This is a genomic window from Tenacibaculum holothuriorum, from assembly GCF_002120225.1.
Classification (GTDB): Bacteria; Bacteroidota; Bacteroidia; order Flavobacteriales; family Flavobacteriaceae; genus Polaribacter; species Polaribacter holothuriorum.
In genome coordinates this window covers 53,985-72,725 of the sequence record NZ_LAPZ01000002.1, presented here as the reverse complement: position 1 = coordinate 72,725, position 18,741 = coordinate 53,985, and the positions used below count along the sequence as shown (strand labels likewise).

General features: G+C 30.1%; 21 protein-coding genes. 15 read left to right on the top strand and 6 right to left on the bottom strand.

Features of this window, described 5'->3' with window-relative positions; genetic code table 11:
* The first annotated feature begins 13 nt into the window (after positions 1 to 13).
* The 15 genes from lysM (at position 14) to WH52_RS03035 (ending at position 12,876) form a co-directional block, all read left to right on the top strand.
* A complete protein-coding gene (lysM, locus tag WH52_RS03105) occupies positions 14 to 484 on the top strand; it encodes a peptidoglycan-binding protein LysM (RefSeq protein ID WP_086029479.1) in 471 nt (156 codons plus the stop codon).
* 162 nt (positions 485 to 646) lie between these two features.
* On the top strand, positions 647 to 1,546 hold the full coding sequence (locus WH52_RS03100) for a DMT family transporter (protein ID WP_086029478.1): 900 nt from the start codon (positions 647 to 649) through the stop codon (positions 1,544 to 1,546).
* 42 nt (positions 1,547 to 1,588) lie between these two features.
* Positions 1,589 to 2,443, top strand: a complete 855-nt coding sequence (locus tag WH52_RS03095; RefSeq protein ID WP_086029477.1) for a YicC family protein — start codon at positions 1,589 to 1,591, stop codon at positions 2,441 to 2,443.
* A 46-nt stretch (positions 2,444 to 2,489) separates the two neighbouring features.
* Positions 2,490 to 3,080: a guanylate kinase gene (gene gmk, locus WH52_RS03090; RefSeq protein ID WP_086029476.1), complete on the top strand. Its 591-nt coding sequence runs from the start codon at positions 2,490 to 2,492 to the stop codon at positions 3,078 to 3,080.
* A 4-nt stretch (positions 3,081 to 3,084) separates the two neighbouring features.
* Positions 3,085 to 3,669: a nicotinate (nicotinamide) nucleotide adenylyltransferase gene (gene nadD, locus WH52_RS03085; RefSeq protein ID WP_086029475.1), complete on the top strand. Its 585-nt coding sequence runs from the start codon at positions 3,085 to 3,087 to the stop codon at positions 3,667 to 3,669.
* A gap of 88 nt (positions 3,670 to 3,757) precedes the next feature.
* A complete protein-coding gene (locus tag WH52_RS03080) occupies positions 3,758 to 4,603 on the top strand; it encodes a hypothetical protein (protein WP_086029474.1) in 846 nt (281 codons plus the stop codon).
* A 161-nt stretch (positions 4,604 to 4,764) separates the two neighbouring features.
* A complete protein-coding gene (locus tag WH52_RS03075; RefSeq protein WP_233131511.1) occupies positions 4,765 to 5,343 on the top strand; it encodes an RNA polymerase sigma factor in 579 nt (192 codons plus the stop codon).
* Between the two features lie 2 nt (positions 5,344 to 5,345).
* Positions 5,346 to 5,717: a hypothetical protein gene (locus WH52_RS03070; protein ID WP_086029473.1), complete on the top strand. Its 372-nt coding sequence runs from the start codon at positions 5,346 to 5,348 to the stop codon at positions 5,715 to 5,717.
* A gap of 58 nt (positions 5,718 to 5,775) precedes the next feature.
* Positions 5,776 to 6,210 (top strand): hypothetical protein, encoded by a 435-nt coding sequence (locus tag WH52_RS03065; RefSeq protein WP_086029472.1) that lies wholly within the window; start codon positions 5,776 to 5,778, stop codon positions 6,208 to 6,210.
* Between the two features lie 117 nt (positions 6,211 to 6,327).
* Positions 6,328 to 7,149 (top strand): hypothetical protein, encoded by an 822-nt coding sequence (locus WH52_RS03060; protein WP_086029471.1) that lies wholly within the window; start codon positions 6,328 to 6,330, stop codon positions 7,147 to 7,149.
* A gap of 95 nt (positions 7,150 to 7,244) precedes the next feature.
* The gene (locus tag WH52_RS03055; protein WP_086029470.1) at positions 7,245 to 8,111 is read left to right on the top strand and encodes a M23 family metallopeptidase; all 867 of its coding nucleotides are present in this window, start codon (positions 7,245 to 7,247) and stop codon (positions 8,109 to 8,111) included.
* A gap of 53 nt (positions 8,112 to 8,164) precedes the next feature.
* On the top strand, positions 8,165 to 9,658 hold the full coding sequence (locus WH52_RS03050; protein ID WP_086029469.1) for a GH3 auxin-responsive promoter family protein: 1,494 nt from the start codon (positions 8,165 to 8,167) through the stop codon (positions 9,656 to 9,658).
* A 152-nt stretch (positions 9,659 to 9,810) separates the two neighbouring features.
* Positions 9,811 to 10,299, top strand: a complete 489-nt coding sequence (locus WH52_RS03045; RefSeq protein ID WP_086029468.1) for a hypothetical protein — start codon at positions 9,811 to 9,813, stop codon at positions 10,297 to 10,299.
* 215 nt (positions 10,300 to 10,514) lie between these two features.
* Positions 10,515 to 12,011, top strand: a complete 1,497-nt coding sequence (locus tag WH52_RS03040) for an ATP-binding protein (RefSeq protein WP_086029467.1) — start codon at positions 10,515 to 10,517, stop codon at positions 12,009 to 12,011.
* Between the two features lie 121 nt (positions 12,012 to 12,132).
* Positions 12,133 to 12,876 (top strand): LytR/AlgR family response regulator transcription factor, encoded by a 744-nt coding sequence (locus WH52_RS03035; RefSeq protein ID WP_086029466.1) that lies wholly within the window; start codon positions 12,133 to 12,135, stop codon positions 12,874 to 12,876.
* Positions 12,877 to 13,427: 551 nt separating this feature from the next.
* Here WH52_RS03035 and WH52_RS03030 read toward each other — a convergent pair.
* The 6 genes from WH52_RS03030 to WH52_RS03005 form a co-directional block, all read right to left on the bottom strand.
* On the bottom strand, positions 13,428 to 14,666 hold the full coding sequence (locus tag WH52_RS03030) for an RNA polymerase sigma factor (RefSeq protein WP_086029465.1): 1,239 nt from the start codon (positions 14,664 to 14,666) through the stop codon (positions 13,428 to 13,430).
* Positions 14,666 to 15,013, bottom strand: coding sequence for a YciI family protein (locus WH52_RS03025; RefSeq protein ID WP_086029464.1), 348 nt, complete (start codon positions 15,011 to 15,013; stop codon positions 14,666 to 14,668). Before WH52_RS03025 ends, WH52_RS03030 begins: the two co-directional genes overlap by 1 nt.
* Positions 15,014 to 15,181: 168 nt before the next feature.
* Positions 15,182 to 16,291, bottom strand: a complete 1,110-nt coding sequence (locus tag WH52_RS03020) for a transglutaminase domain-containing protein (protein WP_086029463.1) — start codon at positions 16,289 to 16,291, stop codon at positions 15,182 to 15,184.
* A gap of 95 nt (positions 16,292 to 16,386) precedes the next feature.
* Positions 16,387 to 17,118: a DUF4097 family beta strand repeat-containing protein gene (locus WH52_RS03015; RefSeq protein WP_143592033.1), complete on the bottom strand. Its 732-nt coding sequence runs from the start codon at positions 17,116 to 17,118 to the stop codon at positions 16,387 to 16,389.
* 40 nt (positions 17,119 to 17,158) lie between these two features.
* Positions 17,159 to 17,971 (bottom strand): DUF4097 family beta strand repeat-containing protein, encoded by an 813-nt coding sequence (locus WH52_RS03010; RefSeq protein ID WP_086029461.1) that lies wholly within the window; start codon positions 17,969 to 17,971, stop codon positions 17,159 to 17,161.
* Between the two features lie 17 nt (positions 17,972 to 17,988).
* Positions 17,989 to 18,741, bottom strand: a complete 753-nt coding sequence (locus WH52_RS03005) for a HEAT repeat domain-containing protein (RefSeq protein WP_086029875.1) — start codon at positions 18,739 to 18,741, stop codon at positions 17,989 to 17,991.

Below are 18,741 nucleotides of genomic sequence, written 5' to 3'. Positions count from 1 at the left end.
AAATTAAAAAAGAATGGGAATTTTTTCATTTATTAAAAATGCCGGAGCAAAAGTTTTTGGTATCGGAAAAACAACTGAAGAAGAAGCTGCAGAAAAATCAGCAAAACTTAGAGATGCTATTACTTCTTTAGAATTAGAAGTTGCTGATTTAGGAATTGAAGTAGCAGATGATAAAGTAACATTGTCGGGAGAGGCAGCAGACTTAGCTACTAAAGAAAAAGTAGTTTTAGTTGTAGGTAACACAGAAGGAATTGCTTCTGTAGAAGATAATATGACTGTTGCTGAGGTAGAAGTTGTTGAAGAAGCTGCAATGGCTCAATTTCATACTGTAGAAAGAGGAGATTCTTTAAGTAAAATTGCAAAAGAATATTATGGTGATGCTATGAAGTACCCAGTTATTTTCGAAGCAAACAAGCCTATGTTAACGCATCCAGATAAAATTTATCCAGGACAGGTATTAAGAATTCCACCTTTAGTGGACTAATCAAAAGTTAATCAACCAAGAAAAGAGCTGCTAATTTAGTAGCTCTTTTTTGTTGGGATTTATACAGGTAAAAATAATCTGTTTTTAAGGTGTAACTTTCTTAAAAAGAATATAAATAGAACCAATATTTATGCTGAAATTTGCAAACTTATTACAGAAAACATGAATGCAAGAACACTAGCATTAATTGCCTTATCGGTTGCAGCACTTATTTACGGAGCAACTTTTACTATTGCTAAAGAAGTAATGCCACAATATATATTGCCTTATGGTTTTATCGTTTTAAGAGTTGGTGGAGCAGCTTTAATTTTTTGGATCATCAGTCTTTTTGTAAAACAAGAAAAAATAGAAAGACAAGACTACAAACGAATCGCTTTAGCAGCATTTTTTGGAGTTTGTTTAAACATGCTAACCTTTTTTAAAGGTTTGAGTTATACAACGCCTATAAGTGCATCAGCAATTATGGTAACGGCGCCAATTATGGTGCTTATATTTTCATCAATATTAATAGGAGAAAAAATACCACTCCGACGAATATTGGGAGTTTTTATAGGTTTAGTAGGAGCGGTTTTACTAATTGTATATGGAAATGCATCAGACAAACAAGGAGCTAACGTAATTTTAGGTAACTTTTTAGTATTTGTAAATGCGGCTTCTTATGGGTTATATCTCGTGTTAGTAAAGAAAATAATAACGAAATACAATCCATTAATATTTGTTCGTTGGTTGTATTTATTCGGATTCCTTTTTGTACTACCTTTTGGGTTTACAGAACTAACAACAGCGCATTGGCAAGAAATGTCAACTTCAGTATTTTTAAAAATAGGATATGTAGTTTTCTTCTCAACCTGTGTTACTTATTTATGTAACTTATTTGCACTAACAAAACTAAAGCCAACAACGGTAAGTGTCTTTATATATTTACAACCTGTTTTAGCAACTCTTTTTGCATTATTTAGAGGTAGTGATTCCTTAAATTTAGTAAAAGTAGGAGCTACATTATTAATCTTTTTAGGAGTCTTTTTAGTAACAAAGCAAACTGCTGTAGCTACTAATAAATAATGTATCTTTGCAGCTTATAAAATTGAAGTAATGATACAGTCTATGACAGGATACGGGAAATCCGTATTGCAATTACCAACCAAGAAAGTAACGATAGAAATAAAATCGTTAAACAGCAAGAATTTAGACTTAAATGCAAGAATTCCGTCTTATTATAAAGAAAAGGAATTGTCGGTTCGTAAAAAACTAGCATCTAGTTTAGTTCGTGGTAAAGTAGATTTTTCAATTTTTGTTGAAATGACTGCCGATGAAACATCAACAACAATTAATAAAGGAGTTGTTAAGCAGTATGTACAGCAGCTAAAAGAAACGATGACAATTGGTTCTTCTGACGATGTTGAGTTATTAAAAATGGCAGTTAGAATGCCAGATGCACTAAAGACAGAACGTGAGGAATTAGATGAAAACGAGTGGAGTCAGATAGATAGTCATATAGATAAAGCATTACAAGAAATCGTTCAGTATAGAACAGATGAAGCTGCTTCTTTAGAAGAAGATTTTAAAGAAAGAATTTCTAATATTAAAAAGCTTTTAGAGGAAATTAAAGCTTTAGACGGTGATCGAATTGAACATGTAAAAGCACGTTTACAGAAAGCTTTAGATGAGTTAAAAGTAGAAATAGACGAAAATCGTTTTGAACAAGAATTAATTTATTACTTAGAAAAATTAGATATAAACGAAGAAAAAGTTCGATTAGCAAATCACTTAGATTACTTTTTGCAAGAATTACGAACTAATGCTTCTAATGGGAAAAAATTAGGATTTATAGTTCAAGAAATTGGTAGAGAGATTAACACTACTGGTTCTAAAGCTAATTTCGCACCAATGCAAAAATTAGTAATTCAAATGAAAGACGAATTAGAAAAAATTAAAGAGCAAATTTTAAACGTTTTATAAATGACATTAACTAGTAAACACTAGTTGTATACAAATTAAGAATAGTATGAGTAAAGATTTTCAAGGTAGGTTATTTGTGTTTTCGGCACCATCAGGTAGCGGTAAAACAACTATTGTACGTCATTTATTAGCACAAGAACGTTTCGGATTAGAGTTTTCAATTTCTGCCACTTCAAGGGAGCCTAGAAGCAATGAAAAAGACGGTGTAGATTATTACTTTATTTCTGCGAAAGAATTTAAGCAAAAAATAAAAGCAGATGAATTTTTAGAGTGGGAAGAAGTGTACATGAATAATTTTTATGGTACACTAAAAACTGAAGTTGAACGTATTTGGGCACAAGGGAAACATGTAATTTTTGATATTGATGTTAGAGGAGGATTACGAATAAAAGAGAAGTTTCCAGAAGAAACATTAGCTGTTTTTGTAAAGCCACCAGATATTAATGAGTTATTAAGAAGATTGAAAAATAGAGGAGAAGAAAGTGAAGAGAAAATTGCTGCGAGAATAGCAAAAGCTCCAATAGAATTAGCAACGGCTCCAATGTTTGATAAAGTTATTAAAAACTACGATTTAGAGATTGCATTACAAGAAGCTGAAGATTTAGTAGACGATTTTTTAGGATTAGAAAAGAAGTAAAAAGATGAAAAACATCGGATTGTACTTCGGAACCTTCAATCCTATACATGTAGGGCATTTAATTATAGCAAATCATATGGTTGAACATTCAGATTTAGATGAAATCTGGATGGTCGTAACGCCGCATAATCCGTTTAAGAAAAAAAGTACGTTGTTAGATAATCACCATCGATTAGAAATGGTGTATTTAGCAACGAAAGACTACGATAAAATAAGCCCTTCTGATATTGAGTTTAAACTTCCTCAGCCGAATTATACTGTAAATACTTTAGCTTATATTTCTGAAAAATATCCTAAACATAATTTCAGTATTATCATGGGAGAAGATAATTTAAAGAGTTTTCATAAATGGAAAAATTATGAGGTAATTCTAGAAGATTATCAAGTATATGTGTATCCACGAATTTCAGAAGGAATTGTAGAAACTCAATTCAACAATCATCCCAAAATAACTAAAGTAGATGCTCCAATTGTACAAATTTCTTCAACTATGATAAGAAATGGAGTAAAAGAAAATAAAAATATTCAACCTCTTGTAAATAAAGAGGTTTGGCAGTATGTAGATGAAATGAATTTCTACAAAAAATAACTTTTTTTAATTTTTTTTCTGACTTTTTTCAAACTTTTTTAAACCAGTAAGGTCTAAAGACTGATTAACTTTTTAAAAATTAGCAGTTATGATTTTACAAAACATTAAAAAAGCATTTCAACTTTTAGCATTAGCAACTGTATTAGTATTAGCATCTTGTAGTAATAATGAAGATGGAATAAACTTAGATACACTTTCAGAAATCTCTAACGAAGAAGCAGAACGTATTGTTTTAGCTGATGATATGTCTGAAGAAGTGGGAGAAGTATTAGAAGACGATGCTTTAGATTATGATTTAGCAGGAAAAGGAACTACGGTAAGTAGTAGTGTAGCTCCTTGTGTAGACAGGTCTAAAGAAACGACAGCAAATGGAGTAATTGTTACTTTAGATTTTGGTGATGGTTGTACAACTCGTCGAGGAAGAACCATGACAGGTAAAGTAATTATTGAATACACAAGAACTGCTGAAGGATATTCTAAGTCGGTTTCTTTTGAAGATTTTTCAATTGATGAAAATAAGATTGAAGGAAGTATGTCGGCAGAAAGAGTTAAAGAAAATGCTAACGGAAATCCAGAATCTACTGCAACTATCGATTTAACAATCACATTAACAACTGGGGAAGAATTAACTAGAAAAGGAACAAGAGTAAAAGAAAAAATAGAAGGAGCAGATACAAGAGAAAGAGGAGACGATGTGTATTCAATCTCTGGTAATTGGGAGTCTACTAACAAAGAAGGTGTGGTAAGAAAAGCAACAATTACTACAAACTTAATTAGAAAGTTTGCGTGTAAATATATTGTAAGCGGAGTAGTAGAGCTAAGTAAAGGAGATGCTACATATACCTTAGATTTTGGAGACGGATCTTGTGATAACAAAGCAACGTTAACAGACTCAGAAGGAAATACTAAAGAGATTTCATTAAGAAAAAGATAGTAGTTTAGGTTTTAATCAAATTAGTGATTAAGTGTAGTAAAAGTCAGCAAGTTGCTGGCTTTTATTCTTTTAGGAGTTTTTGTAATTTTATAAAAAAATTAAAACGTTTAAAACTTTTTTACAATTTGAGGGTCTAAGAATTAGAAGCATCAACCAAATTATTGAAAATTTTGATCAACGAAGCAGAATTTATACAGCAATTAACTAGTAAGAAGCATCAAGAAAAAGCATTTGCTAAATTGTTACATTTGTATCAAGAACGCTTGTATTGGCATATCCGTAAAATAGTAATTACACACGAAAATGCTGATGATGTCTTGCAAAATACATTCATAAGAGTATATAAGAGTTTGGCTAATTTTAAACAACAAAGCTCTTTACATACGTGGATGTATAAAATTGCCTATAACGAATCGATACGTTTTTTAGAAAGTCAAAAGAAAAAAACATTTTCGTCTATAGATGAGGTAAGCGATAAGTATTTAGGAAGCTTAAAAGACGATGTTTTCTTTGATGGAGATGAAGCACAACTTAAATTGCAAAAAACATTATTGCAATTATCAGAAAAGCAACGACAAGTATTTCAAATGAAATACTATGATAATTTAAAATTTCGAGAAATAGCATCTATAATCGAAATGAAAGAAGCTACTGTAAAAACACATTATTACGGGGCTGTAAAGCATATAGAAAATACGATTACTTCGGTAGGGTACATAGAAAAAATTAAAATGGTGTAGTTATGAATTTTGATAAAGAATACAATAGAAGCACATTAGATATTAATTCAGAAAAGAAGCATAAAATCGATTTAGGAATAGGTATACCAGAAGGTTATTTCTCTAAGTCGTCAGAAGCAATTTTAAAACAAACTGTAGGCAAGAAAAAAACGAAAGTAATTTCTTTGCAAAAAAAGTATGTTTGGTCTGCAGCAGCAGCTATTGCTTTATTATTTACTTTAGCGGTTGTAAATCAGTTTGAAAGTTCTCAAGCAATTACAGTAGATAATGATGTATTGATAGCTTCACTATTAACCGAAGATGCTGAAGTAGATACTTTTATTGAAGATTTTGTAGATGATAGTTTATTAACCGAAGATGTTTTTTCAGAATAGATTCAAACTTTTCAAAAAAACTTAGGTCTAATAAATAAGGAATAAAATTGTAAGGCAAATGAACAAAAAAATTACATATATACTTTTACTACTCTTTTGTAGCTTAGGAGTTTTTGCACAAGAAAACTTAAAAGATTTAAATTTAAGTCAGCAACAAAAAGAACTTTTAAAAGAACAAAAGCAGTTAATTAAAAAGAATAGAGAAGCTTTTAAAGCTACACTTACCGATAATCAAAAAGCTATTTTAGCTGATATTAAATTAACCAAACAAGAAAGACAACAAGCACTAAAGGCATCGTTAACGGCTTCTCAAAAACAAATTTTAGCACAGAATAAAGCGAGTTTAAAGCAAGCAAAAGTTAACTTTAGAGCTACTTTAACAAAACCTCAAAGACAAAGAATCAAAGCAAGACTTAAACGAAATAAAGGGCAAAGTAGAAACAATTTAAGAAATTCTATTCGTTTAAAAAGGCTTAAGAAAAATAGAAACTAATTTGGTTGATTAAGTTTTCTATATAATAAGTGATTGATTTATTTTCAATCACTTATTTTTGTTTTTATGCAATACCAAAGAATCATTGTTTTCTGCATGTTCCTTTTTTCCTTTCAGATGTTCGCTCAAGAACCAACTGAAAGTGAAACTGATGAAATTATTGACGATCTTTTGGGAGAAGATGAAATTATTGACGATTTACTCGAATCAACCACTAACTTTAGTATGTTGTATGCGTCGGTAAATTATAATTCAGATACGTATTTTTCAGGTAGAGATATAGGTACAGATCAGTTTAATATTATTCCACAATTAACTTACATGCACTCCAAAGGTTTTTTTGCAAGTATTTCAGGTTTGTATTACAGTGAGTTTACACCAAAATGGGATTATACTTCTCTAGCGGTGGGTTACGGTAAAAGTTTTGGAAAAGATAAAAAGTTTAGGTGGTCTGCTTCTTATACAAGGTATTTTTATGCTGCAGAAGTAGATAACCCTTTTAAAAACGGATTAACGGCTTTAGTGGCTTTTAATAATAAAAAAAGAAACTTCGGTACATTACTTTCTACAACCTATTTATTTGGAGATGATAATTCATATCAATTAGCATCTACAACCTATGGAGCAATTCAATTGTTTAAGAACAAAGAAGAAGAATTAAAATTACGTCCACAGTTATCTTTTTTGGTAGGGAAACAAACTATAGAACAAGCGCGAGTAGTTAATATTGGATCGAGTCAAGTTACAAGATATATTCAAAATAATGAGTTCGGATTGTTAAATACGCAACTTAATATTCCTATTCAATATTCGGTGAAATCACTAGATTTAGAATTGGGTTACACACTTAATATTCCTTCTAAATTACCAGGAGAAAATAATCTTTCTATAAACGGTTTTTTTAATTTCTCTATGGCTTATATGTTTACTTTCGATTAAAAGAAGAATCATAATCTTTCGTTATAATTACACCTTAAAATTCGTTATTCGTAGTTATATTATTATTTTTACCCAAACTTTGAATACGAAAACCTGTGGCTAAAAAAGTTTCCAAAAGAGAGAAAATAAAACAAAAACTAACCGATAAATACAGGTTGGTAATTTTAAATGAAAACACTTTTCAAGAGCGTTTTTCTTTAAAGTTATCGCGTTTAAATGTATTTGTTTTAGGAGGTGTTTTTTCTGTATTGTTAATTGGGTTAACTTCACTTTTAATAGCTTTCACAGGATTGAGAGAATACATTCCTGGATACTCTTCTACCTCATTAAAAAAGAAAGCTACAAAACTTACTTACGAAGCCGATTCTCTTAAAAATAAATTAGCAATTTTAGAAGCTTATACCAAAGCAATAAGACCTGTTTTAACGGGACAAATAGAGCCAGAAAAAGTAGATTCTATTGTAAATGTAGCTCAAACTCGTATTGTAGACGATTCAAATTTACAAGCTACAAAACAAGACTCGTTATTTAGAGAAAAAGTAGAAGGGAAAGATCGTTTTCCGTTAAGTGAAGGAGCAGAAGGAAGAGCTAAAGTAGTGTTCTTTTCTCCTTTAACAGGAAATGTGAGTCAGCAATATAATATAGATGATAAACACTACGCCATAGATATAGTTGCCCCTACAGGAACGCCAGTTAAAGCAATTGCTGATGGAACGGTAATTTTAGCAGAATGGACAGCAGAAACAGGTTATGTAATTACGGTACAACACCCTAACGGATTTATCTCTGTATATAAACACAACGGAACTTTATTAAAACAACAAGGAGATTTTGTAAAGTCGGGGGAAGCTATTGCAAGTGTAGGTTCTACTGGAGAGCTTTCTACAGGACCACATTTACATTTCGAATTATGGAATAACGGATATCCAGTAAATCCAACAAATTATATAGATTTTCAATAGAGGAAAAGTAGTAGGGCTTTATGTTCTATGTTTTTCTTAAAGTCTAAAAAACTATGAGTATTAAATCTTTTTTAGCAAAACCGTTCGCGAAATTTGCAGTTTGGCAAGAAAAAAAATGGGCGAACAATCCGCATAAAACACAGCAAAAAGTTTTTGAATATTTAGTTTCAGAGGGTTGTAAAACGACTTTTGGAAAAGATCACGATTTTGTATCGATAAACTCGTACGAAGACTTTAAAAAATGTGTGCCAGTAAACGATTATGAAGGCTTACGACCGTATGTGGATAAAATGGTTGAAGGGGAAGAAAATGTATTGTGGAAAGGAAAGCCTATCTATTTTGCAAAGACATCAGGTACTACTTCTGGTGCAAAATATATTCCTATTACTAAAGAATCGATGCCAACACATATTAAATCGGCACGAAATGCTTTGTTAAGCTATATTGCTGAAACAGGTGATGCTAGTTTTGTAAACGGTAAAATGATTTTTTTACAAGGAAGTCCTGTTCTAGACGATAAAAATGGCATAAAATTAGGTCGATTAAGTGGTATAGTTGCACATTATGTTCCGCAGTATTTATTAAAAAATCGTTTGCCAAGTTGGGAAACCAATTGTATAGAAGATTGGGATACCAAGGTTGATAAAATAGTAGAAGAGACCTTGCCAGAAAACATGACGGTAATTAGTGGAATTCCGTCTTGGGTACAAATGTATTTTGAAAAACTGATTGAGAAAACAGGAAAATCGGTTTCAGAATTGTTTCCTAATTTTAACTTCTTTATTTACGGTGGTGTAAATTTTGAACCTTATAAAAATAAGTTCGAAGCCTTAATTGGTAAGAAGATAGATTATATCGAATTGTATCCAGCTTCAGAAGGATTTATAGCATATCAGGACACCCAAACTGAAAAGGGAATGTTATTACAACTAGATAATGGAATTTTCTACGAGTTTATTCCTGCTACTGAGTTTTTTGATGAAAATCCGACACGTATTTCGTTAAAAGATGTACAATTAGGAGTTAATTATGTAATTATTTTAAATACCACAGCAGGTCTTTGGGGATATAATATCGGTGACACAATTGAGTTTACTTCGCTAAAACCGTATAGGATTAAAGTTACAGGACGTATAAAACATTTTATTTCTGCTTTTGGGGAACACGTAATTGGTAAAGAAGTAGAAAAAGCGTTGAATGATATTATTGTAGGCACATCAATTAATGTAAGCGAGTTTACAGTAGCTCCACAAGTAAACCCTGAAAACGGATTGCCATATCACGAATGGTTTATTGAGTTTGAAAACGAGCCAGAAAACCTTGAAGAAATGGCAATAAAGATTGATGCTTCAATGCAATCTCAAAACATTTATTACAAAGATTTAATAGAAGGAAAAGTACTACGTCCGTTAATAATTAGAAAGGTTAAAAAAGGTGGGTTTCATGAATATATGAAGTCTATAGGCAAGTTTGGTGGACAGAATAAGATTCCGCAATTATCAGACAATCGTAAAATTGCTGATGTGTTACAAAACTTCTTAGTATAGTTTTATACATCTAACCTGTTGTACTAACTATACAGGAAAAACACCCTTTTTATACTTTTTGTATAGGAATATAATCTCATGGAATATTCTTCTTAGGAAAACTCAACTTTTATTGTAAATTTAAACTCTATTAACCAAACTATAATAAAAATATGAGTATCACTAAAACTATTAATGGTGTAACCATTACTGTAAACTTCTGCAATAAAATTAACGCAACTGCTATTCCTGAAAGTGAAATTTCTAAAGGAGCTCCTTTAGCTAATATTTATAAAACATCTCCTACTGCCGATACATATACAGTAAATATAGTGAGTTATGTACCTACTACTTTAAATATTGATAACCCACCAAACCCAGACGAAGTAATTTCTTTAGATAATAATGCAGGCTACTTATATTTAGCATACAAAGGACTACAAGATGTAAATACACCAATTAACCAAGGAAAAGTAAACTGTAGAACTTTTTGGTTTGAGTTTGATGCAAACGATGGAGCAACGCAATTCGATTTATATCAAACTCAGTTTGTATACTCTGTAGGTAGCGAAGCAGGAAATGCAGAAGCTATTTTAGTGCAAGAAAGAAATGATGACCCTGATACAGATAGAGGAACAGTAACAACTGTAAGAAACACATAAAATTGAGTTATAGATATTATTCTTTTTTAACTATATATTGTTTATTTACTTTTAATATAGTTTTTTGTCAAAAAAGTGAAATAGATTATTTACAAAATTGTTATTCGGCTTTTTGTAATCAAGATAATGATGATTTTTGCAAATCAATTTCTTTCTTTTTAAGTAAAAAACATGATTCGTCATATGTTCTAGCCTCCAAAGCCTTAAATAATAAGGTGTCATTAGAGGAGAAAAATATTCTTTATTATATAATTGGTGCATCAGCAATTAATAAAGGGATGTATTTAAAAGGAGAAAAAGTTTTAAAAGCTATAACGGATGATTTTTATTTAAAAGAGTTTAAAGAGTTGAAATTAGGGCAAATTCATCTCTTACTTAGAAACTATAAAACAGCTATTAAATATTATTCTAAATGGAATTATAACAATACCGAAGATAGTATATTAAAACGGAATGTTTTTCATAATATAGGTTTATGCTATTTACATTTAAAAGATTATAAAAAGTCGGAGTCTTTTTTTGAAAAAGAATTTATCTTTATAAAAAAAAAAGACACATTAGAATTAATTAGTTATAAAACTGATTTAGCAAATGTATATTATAACCAATATTTAGATGATGATGCAATCCCGTTATTTAAGGAAGCTTATGATCTAGCAAAAAGATATTCTAGTATAGAATTAAAACATAATACATCAAAAAATATGGCAATTGTAGAACGTAATAGAAAGCGTTATAAGGAAAGTGTTGCTTATTTTGATGAATATGTAAAATGGAAAGACTCTATATGGAATCGAGATAAAATTTGGGAACTAACCGAGAAAGATAAAAAAATAGCAGTAGCCCAAAAGCAACAAGAAGTATTACTTAAAGAAGAAGAGCTAAAAAGAGAAAAAGTAGTACGTAATGGTTTGTTAGCGGGTACATCTGGTTTATTAGTTTTTATAGCGGGTTTAGGTTTTTTTTATAAAAAACTTAAAGATAAAAACAAACTTATCAATCAGCAGAAAGAAGCATTGAGTGTTGCTAACGCTACTAAAAACTATTTGTTTTCTGTGGTTTCACACGATTTACGCTCTCCTATCAATAGTATTAAACGTCAACACGAACAATTAGCAAAACATGTAGCTAATAAGGATATGAATGCAGTAAAAGAAGTAACGAATTCCGCAATTGCAGTTACTGAGAGTACAAGCCATTTATTAAATAATGTGTTGCATTGGTCGTTAGAGCAAAGTAATCAATTAATTTTTGAAAGAAGTAGTTATGCTTTGGCTCCTTTACTAGATCAAGTATTGTTTGATTATGAAGATATTGCAGAAAGTAGAAATATTAGTATTTCGCAAGATTTTAAAGAAGGACTACTCGTAAATGTAGATAAGGAATCTCTAAAAATTGTACTTCGTAATTTAATAGACAATGCTATTAAGTATATGAACGGAGCAGGAAGTATAGATGTTACATCTAGTAAAGAATCCGAAATACAAGCACGCATAGAAATTCAAGATTCTGGTATAGGAATGACTGCAGAGCAATTAGCAAAGGTAAATTCACTTAAAGATTTGTCTATAGATAAAATAGATCGATCGAAAGGTGTTGGTTTAGGATTGTTGTTGTGTCAAACATTAGTAAAGAAAAACCAAGGAGCATTGTTTTTTGAAAGTGAAGAGGGTAAAGGTACTAAAGCTGTTATTTTAGTGTCTTTGGTCTAACGTATATTCAATAATTATTAAATATGCGCAAAGTGGTCTTAAAAGATTACTTTGTGCTTTATTCTTTAGGAACATTATAAATCAACTCAAATACGTATCTTAGAGCCTACAATTGGGGTATATGAATAATTTAAGACTACTATTGTTAGAAGATTTAGATGAAGAAGCAACTGCTTTAATCAATCTTTTAGAAAAAAATAGCTACGAAGTAATAAGGGTTATAAACGCTGTTGCAGCAGAGCAAGAATTAAAAAATAAGTTTTTCGACATTATAATTTTAGATATTATGATAGACGGAAAACCAGAAGGAATTGCTTTGGCACATCGATTGCAAAGGCAGCAAATAAATATTCCGTTCTTGTTTTTAACAAGTATGCAAAGCAAAGCTATATTTGATGAAGCAAAACTTACCAATCCGTTTACTTATTTATTAAAGCCGTATAATAAATTAGAGTTGTTATATGCTTTAGAATTGGCTGTAGAAAAGTTTCATAAACAAGATAACAGTATAAGTTTAAGTAGTAAAAATGCAGTAATTACACCTTCTTATTTGTTTATTAAGAAAAAAAGAAGTGTAATGAAAGTAGATATTGCTTCTATAATTTATGTAGAGGTAAAAGAGAAGTATTGTAAGCTAGTTTGTGATGCTGGAGACTATTTAATAAAATTATCTTTAGTAAAAATTAAAGATTTAATTGGTAGTGATGAGTTTGCTCAAACTCACCGAAATTACTTGGTAAATGTCAAAAAGATAAAAGAAATTTATTTTGAAGACAACTTACTAATTCTTGAAAATGATCATCAAGTACAGTTTAGTGAACGCTTTAAAAATCAGTTTATAAAAAACAATCCTGTTTACAGATAAAAAGTGGTAAAAGAGATATACAAATCCACCCCTTATTGTATTTGTATACATTCTACTTACCACCTTTATTTCTAAAATAGCTGTTAAAATCTTACCCCTTAAAAAGACTTTAACTACTCCAAATATATAACCGATTTATAGTTGATTTTAAAAAAATATACTCACTGTTTGATTAAAGAGTATAAGTGTAATTAAACTAAGTATGAGTGTTTTGTGAAGTGATATAGAGTTGTTAGAAACAAAAAAAGCAACCCATATATACAATCCCCCTCTTTAATGAATTGTGTATAGAATCACCTCTTTCTATATTATTGGTAGTTAATCAAATTGAATAAAATAAAAAGTGGTAAAAGAAGTACACAAACTCACCCCTTATTAAATTTGTATAAACTCTACTTACCACCTTTATTTTAAAATTTTGGTTAAAACCTTACCCCTTAAAAAGATTTTAACTACTTCAAATATATAAGCTATTTAAGATTGAATTTATAAAAAGGTTTTAAGAGTTTTATTAAAAAGCATGAGTGATGTTAAAAAAGGTATAAGTGTTTTTATTTAAGAAGCTTTTCTTGTTTCTTTTGAAAATATTCTTTTTCTAAATTATTAGTTACTTTTCTTAAAGCAATATCAATAAATTTTAAAGCTTTCTCTTTTTTATTTAATAATGAGAAATAATCACTTTTAGCAGCATAGAATAAATAAGCACGTTGTTCTAAATCTTCTGGATTAATTTGATCGAAATAATAATTTGCTTTAATGTAATTTTTACTTTGTAAAGATACTACTGCCATAGAAAGTAGATGTGAAGCTGTAGGTTGTATTTTGTATAAGTGCTGATACCATTGTAGTATTTTATTCCAATTGGTTTGTTCAAAATTTGGGGCTTTAATATGCTCTGCAATAATTGCAGCTTCGTAATGATAAGATGAAAATTCATCATTTTCTACAGCTTTATCCATGATAGCATTACCGAGTTGAATAAGAGGAAAAGACCATTTGTTTCGGTCTTGATTTTTTAAATCGAGAATTTCATTGTTGGTATTTACTTTGGTATCTAGTCTTGCAGCATGAAAGCACATTAAGGCAAATAAAGCATAAGTTCCTGAAGTTTGAGCGTGTTTATTTTTTAGAAGTATTTTGCATAAACGCATTGCTTCTCCACACAATTCTTTTCTAACTAAAGTTGTTTTGTTGTTTGAATGAAAGCCTTCGTTAAAGATAAGATACAGTACTTCTAAAACACTATCTAATCGATTTGGTAATTCCTTTCCTTGAGGGATTTTAAATTGAATATTATGTTGTTGAATATTTTTTCGAGCCCTAAATATTCGTTTTCTTATAGTGGTTTCTTTGGTTAATAATGCAGATGAAATTTCTTTATAGCTAAATCCTGAAATGGTTTTTAAGGCAAATGCAATTCTGTCTTTTGCATTTAATTTTGGATGACAAGCAGTAAAAATCATTCGTAATTGTGCATCTGCTATTTCAGTATCTAAAAAGAGTTCGTTAATAGCAATGGTTTCAATTCCGTTTTTGAGTTCGGGTAAATTTTTTCTTTCAGTTTGTATTTTCCTAAAAATATCTAAAACTCTATTTTTGGCAGCTTTGGTTAACCAAGCTTCTGGATTGTCTGGAAGTTGTTTACGCCATTTTATACTCGCTTTTAAAAAAGTATCTTGTACAGCGTCTTCTATAATTTCTAGGTTAGCTAAACCAAAAATTCTGGTTAAAATAGAAACCATCTTCCCGCTATGATGGCGAAAAAGATGATCTATAAGTTTAGTTTCCATTAATGATCAAATACCATAATTTCACGAATCTCTACTGTATTTCCTAAGTCGTAATCAGGAAAATCTTGTGCAATTTCTTGAACAGCATTAAAATCTTTAGCTTTAATTAAATAAAAACCACCTACAATTTCTTTTACATCTGCCGATGTTAAATCGGTAACGGTTCTGTTTTGACCCGTAACACGTCTTATTTGTGGTGTTAAAGCTTCTCCGCCACGTAAAATACCTGCTTGTTCCATTTTGTTGCCCCAGGCAAACCACTTTTCCATTCTTGCTTGCATTTCTTCTTGAGAAAGTCCTAAATCGGTATATTCTTTACCGATAAAAATCATCATAAAATCTTTCATAATTTCTACTATTTTTAAGTTATGTACTAGTAAGACGAAAAGCAATTTCTTTTTGAGACACTTTTTTAAATAATATTACTAATTTAATAGAAAACAATATTTTATAAAAATGAAAGCTGTTAATTCTATGAGAACTAACAGCTTTATTTATGTGATTAAAACTTCTTTTTATATAGGTTTTGCGTAAAAATCGGCTAAAGAATTGGTGTATAAATAACCATCTAAAGTCATTTTCCAAAAATCTATTTTTGTTGGATTTTTAGCTCCATTAGGAACAAGCATTATGTTGTAATTATTATTTATAGTATGACGTTTATTGTTAGTACCAATTCTAACACTATGGTCTAAGCTTGTGTCTAGATAATACAGGTAATCATAAACAAATTCAGTATACAATCTTTTAGATACTTCATCTAAACTGTTTAATTTCAACTTATCATAATTATTACTCAATGCATCTTGAAACTCAACAGCATTTAAAGGCATGTTATTAAGTGTTGGCATAATATTAAACTGACCATCAATAAAAATCCATTTATTTAAATCTGGGACAAAAACTTCTGTAGCAACATGACCAGGAGAAGATTTTCGAGTTTCAACATCTTTTGTTTTTAAGTACAAAGTACGTGCCTTATAACCCGCATTTTCTAATTGAGCTTTTAAAACTATAGCATATGCAAAACAAGGGAATTGTTTACCTTCTTTAGCTTCGTTAAGAATGGTAATAGCATCTGACTTGCTTGGAGAATTATTTCCATTGTGACTCCATCTGTTATTTGTCCAATTCAGGATAGATAAAATTTTATCGGTGTCGTTACTTTCATCTTTTAATAGATGTTTAATAGGATACTTGGTAGCTAATTCACTTAAATAATCATTGCTACTTCCTTCTTGATAACGAATGTTAATACTATCGTTTCTATTGGTGGTATGCTGAATAGTTTCTGGGTTAAAAGAAACTCCGGTAATAATTGTATGTGCAAAAACAGAATCGTTTAAATGAATATAAAAATCTTTTGATTTTCCTGGTGTAATAGTAAACTTAATACTATCAGAATCTGTTTTAAAAACGAACTTTTCTGAAGGCGCAAAACAGGTGATTTTTAAAGTGTCGTGTTCTACTTGTGGTGCTACAGACCACCATCCTTTATACCAATTTTCGGCAACTTTAAATTCAGTATAAGGTGTTTTTGCTTTAATAACGGGAAATCCGTTGTGTTCTTTTGAATTGTTACAAGAAATTACGCTAATAATAAGTAGTAATAGTAGTTTTTTCATATGCTTTTAATTCTTTTTCATTAAAGATTGTTAAAGTTAAATATTGCTACTTATATAGACAATTTATTATGATGTAAAGTTGCCTGAGCTTGTAATTATTTTTTTCTTAAATAAATATTTCCACTTATGGTTTTCATGTTAAGAGAAGCAATACCATTTTTTACAGTTCCATAGATTTTGCTTCCGTAAGAGTTTTTGTTCTTTTTGTTAAACTCTATATCTAAATCAGAATATACAGTACCTGTTAAAGTTTCTGCTTTAAAATTAGCGTCAGATATTACTAAATCGATATCACCGCTAATGGTTTTAAGATTCATGTTTTTAGAGTGTTTTTTAATCGTAATATTACCACTAATTAGATCGAGAGATAAATTTCCGTTATAAGCAAGAGCATCAACACTACCAGAAATACTTTTCACTTTCAATTCCATGTTCTTAGGAACATAAATAGTATAATTTATGTGCATTTCGTTGTGGTTTGTGCAATGATTGTAGCTGTTACAACCTTCGCCTCTATGAGTTATAGTAACTCCTTTTTTATGACGATTGAAAAAGTTTCCGTAATCTGATTTTATTTCTAATGTTTTTCCTTCTTTCTCGGCTTCTAAATTAAAGACATCGTTGTCTTTATTATCATTAATATTTACAGTTGCTTCAACTGAAATTTCATTTTTATTCCAGTTTTTTACAACAATGTTTTCAGCAAATTTTACATGTACGTAAACATTTTCTATTCCAGATGCTTTGTGGCTTCTTGTAATTTTTTTCTGAGCTGCTAGGTTACTAAAAGTCAATAGTAGTCCTATGAAAAAAGTTAATCTTTTCATTTGTAATGTTTTAATGTTTTTTTTGAATTAGTTTTTGGGCTTATTTTTTACGTAAGTAAATATTTCCCATTGAAGATCTTAGTTTAATCTTAACGCCTCCGTTGTTTATAGAACTGTTAATTCTTTTAATTCCGCTTACGTTTTTCATTCCTTTTTTAGTAGGAATTTGAATATCGAAATTGGTATAAACCGTTCCGTTAGTTTTTAATTCTAAATCTGCTTTTGTATTAGCAGGAATTGCAACGTCAATCTCACTTGTAGAAGAACTAATAGATATTGGAGATGATTGATTTACTTTGCTAAACTCAATGTTTATTGGGCCTACATTTCCATGAACCGTTAAAGGACCTGTAACATCTTTCATTGTAATTCTACCAACATTGGTTTGTACTTCAATTTCAGAGCTGAACCCTTCTATATTAATACTTCCAAGGTTTCCAGCATCAACAGACATGTTCATGTTTTTGGGTAACTCTATATGAACTCCATGACGCTGAAAGTGCGATTTTAAATCTTTAACCACTAATACATTTTCTTCTTTGTAAATCGAAAATCCGTATCCGTTTGTATTGTCTTTTCCTCCAGGGTAAATAGCTGTTAATCCTTTAGTTTTATCATTTTTTTCTTTTGAATGATGGTGATTGTTGTGATTACAATTATTACAATTGTCGTTAAAATGAGAAGATTTTAAATTTTTAATCACTAACCTATTGGAGGTGCCAACGGTTACTTTAGTTTTTGTTCCTGTTTCAATTTGAACTTTCTTAATTCCAGATAAAGAATGTGTGTATTCTTTTTTTTGTGCGAAAGTAATTCCGCTAATAAGTAATGCTATTAATATTGTTTTTTTCATAATGTTGAATATGTTTTTTAGAATAAACTAGCAATGTTGTACTCTAATTCTTGTTTTACGTATGTAGGTGTTTCTGAATTTTCTAATAATTTTTGCATTGGTTCGAGCGCTCTTTTTTCTTGAATCTTAGCTAAAATTTGAATTAATTCGATTTGCATTGCAGGTACTTTTTCTGTTTCTAACGATTTTATTAACGCTTCTTTTACTTTTTCTAATGAAGAAAACTTTGCCAGTGCTTCTGCTGCAGCCAAACGTACATTTACGTTTTTGTCATTAAATAGTTTTTGTATAAGAGCATCAATTATTTGAGTATTGTTTTTATTGAATTCTTCGGCTTGTGACACTGCCATAATTCGCTTACTTGCCGATTGATTTTGCAATAAAGCCAGTACTTGTTGTTCTTTTATAGTAATTTCATTACTACCATTGTTTGATTTTTGTCCGATTAAAAAAGCGCTAATTACAATAGCTATGCTAGCAGCGATTTGTATATAGGTTTTCCAATTTGTTTTATGGTTAATGTCAATTACTTTTGGTTCTTGCTTTTTAATTTCATTTTCTAATAACTTTTCGAAGTTGTCTCTTAAAGAAACACTAGGTTGCTCTATTGTGTCTTTTGTTATTAGAGCTAAAAATTGGGTTGTCTCTTTCAACTCTTTTGTACAATTATCACAAGAATTTAAATGTTCTTCAACACTGCTTTTATCGTGCTGAGGTAATGTGTTTTCTATATAATCAATCAGTTTGTTTTGTATGTCTTTACATTCCAT

What these genes read in the sequence shown, in the direction of transcription:
- lysM (WP_086029479.1), top strand. Translation starts at nt 14, where the DNA reads ATGGGAATTTTTTCATTTATTAAAAATGCCGGAGCAAAAGTTTTTGGT.
- WH52_RS03100 (WP_086029478.1), top strand. Translation starts at nt 647, where the DNA reads ATGAATGCAAGAACACTAGCATTAATTGCCTTATCGGTTGCAGCACTT.
- WH52_RS03095 (WP_086029477.1), top strand. Translation starts at nt 1,589, where the DNA reads ATGACAGGATACGGGAAATCCGTATTGCAATTACCAACCAAGAAAGTA.
- gmk (WP_086029476.1), top strand. Translation starts at nt 2,490, where the DNA reads ATGAGTAAAGATTTTCAAGGTAGGTTATTTGTGTTTTCGGCACCATCA.
- nadD (WP_086029475.1), top strand. Translation starts at nt 3,085, where the DNA reads ATGAAAAACATCGGATTGTACTTCGGAACCTTCAATCCTATACATGTA.
- WH52_RS03080 (WP_086029474.1), top strand. Translation starts at nt 3,758, where the DNA reads ATGATTTTACAAAACATTAAAAAAGCATTTCAACTTTTAGCATTAGCA.
- WH52_RS03070 (WP_086029473.1), top strand. Translation starts at nt 5,346, where the DNA reads ATGAATTTTGATAAAGAATACAATAGAAGCACATTAGATATTAATTCA.
- WH52_RS03065 (WP_086029472.1), top strand. Translation starts at nt 5,776, where the DNA reads ATGAACAAAAAAATTACATATATACTTTTACTACTCTTTTGTAGCTTA.
- WH52_RS03060 (WP_086029471.1), top strand. Translation starts at nt 6,328, where the DNA reads ATGTTCGCTCAAGAACCAACTGAAAGTGAAACTGATGAAATTATTGAC.
- WH52_RS03050 (WP_086029469.1), top strand. Translation starts at nt 8,165, where the DNA reads ATGAGTATTAAATCTTTTTTAGCAAAACCGTTCGCGAAATTTGCAGTT.
- WH52_RS03045 (WP_086029468.1), top strand. Translation starts at nt 9,811, where the DNA reads ATGAGTATCACTAAAACTATTAATGGTGTAACCATTACTGTAAACTTC.
- WH52_RS03035 (WP_086029466.1), top strand. Translation starts at nt 12,133, where the DNA reads ATGAATAATTTAAGACTACTATTGTTAGAAGATTTAGATGAAGAAGCA.
- WH52_RS03030 (WP_086029465.1), bottom strand. Translation starts at nt 14,666, where the DNA reads ATGGAAACTAAACTTATAGATCATCTTTTTCGCCATCATAGCGGGAAG.
- WH52_RS03025 (WP_086029464.1), bottom strand. Translation starts at nt 15,013, where the DNA reads ATGAAAGATTTTATGATGATTTTTATCGGTAAAGAATATACCGATTTA.
- WH52_RS03020 (WP_086029463.1), bottom strand. Translation starts at nt 16,291, where the DNA reads ATGAAAAAACTACTATTACTACTTATTATTAGCGTAATTTCTTGTAAC.
- WH52_RS03015 (WP_143592033.1), bottom strand. Translation starts at nt 17,118, where the DNA reads ATGAAAAGATTAACTTTTTTCATAGGACTACTATTGACTTTTAGTAAC.
- WH52_RS03010 (WP_086029461.1), bottom strand. Translation starts at nt 17,971, where the DNA reads ATGAAAAAAACAATATTAATAGCATTACTTATTAGCGGAATTACTTTC.
- WH52_RS03005 (WP_086029875.1), bottom strand. Translation starts at nt 18,741, where the DNA reads ATGGAATGTAAAGACATACAAAACAAACTGATTGATTATATAGAAAAC.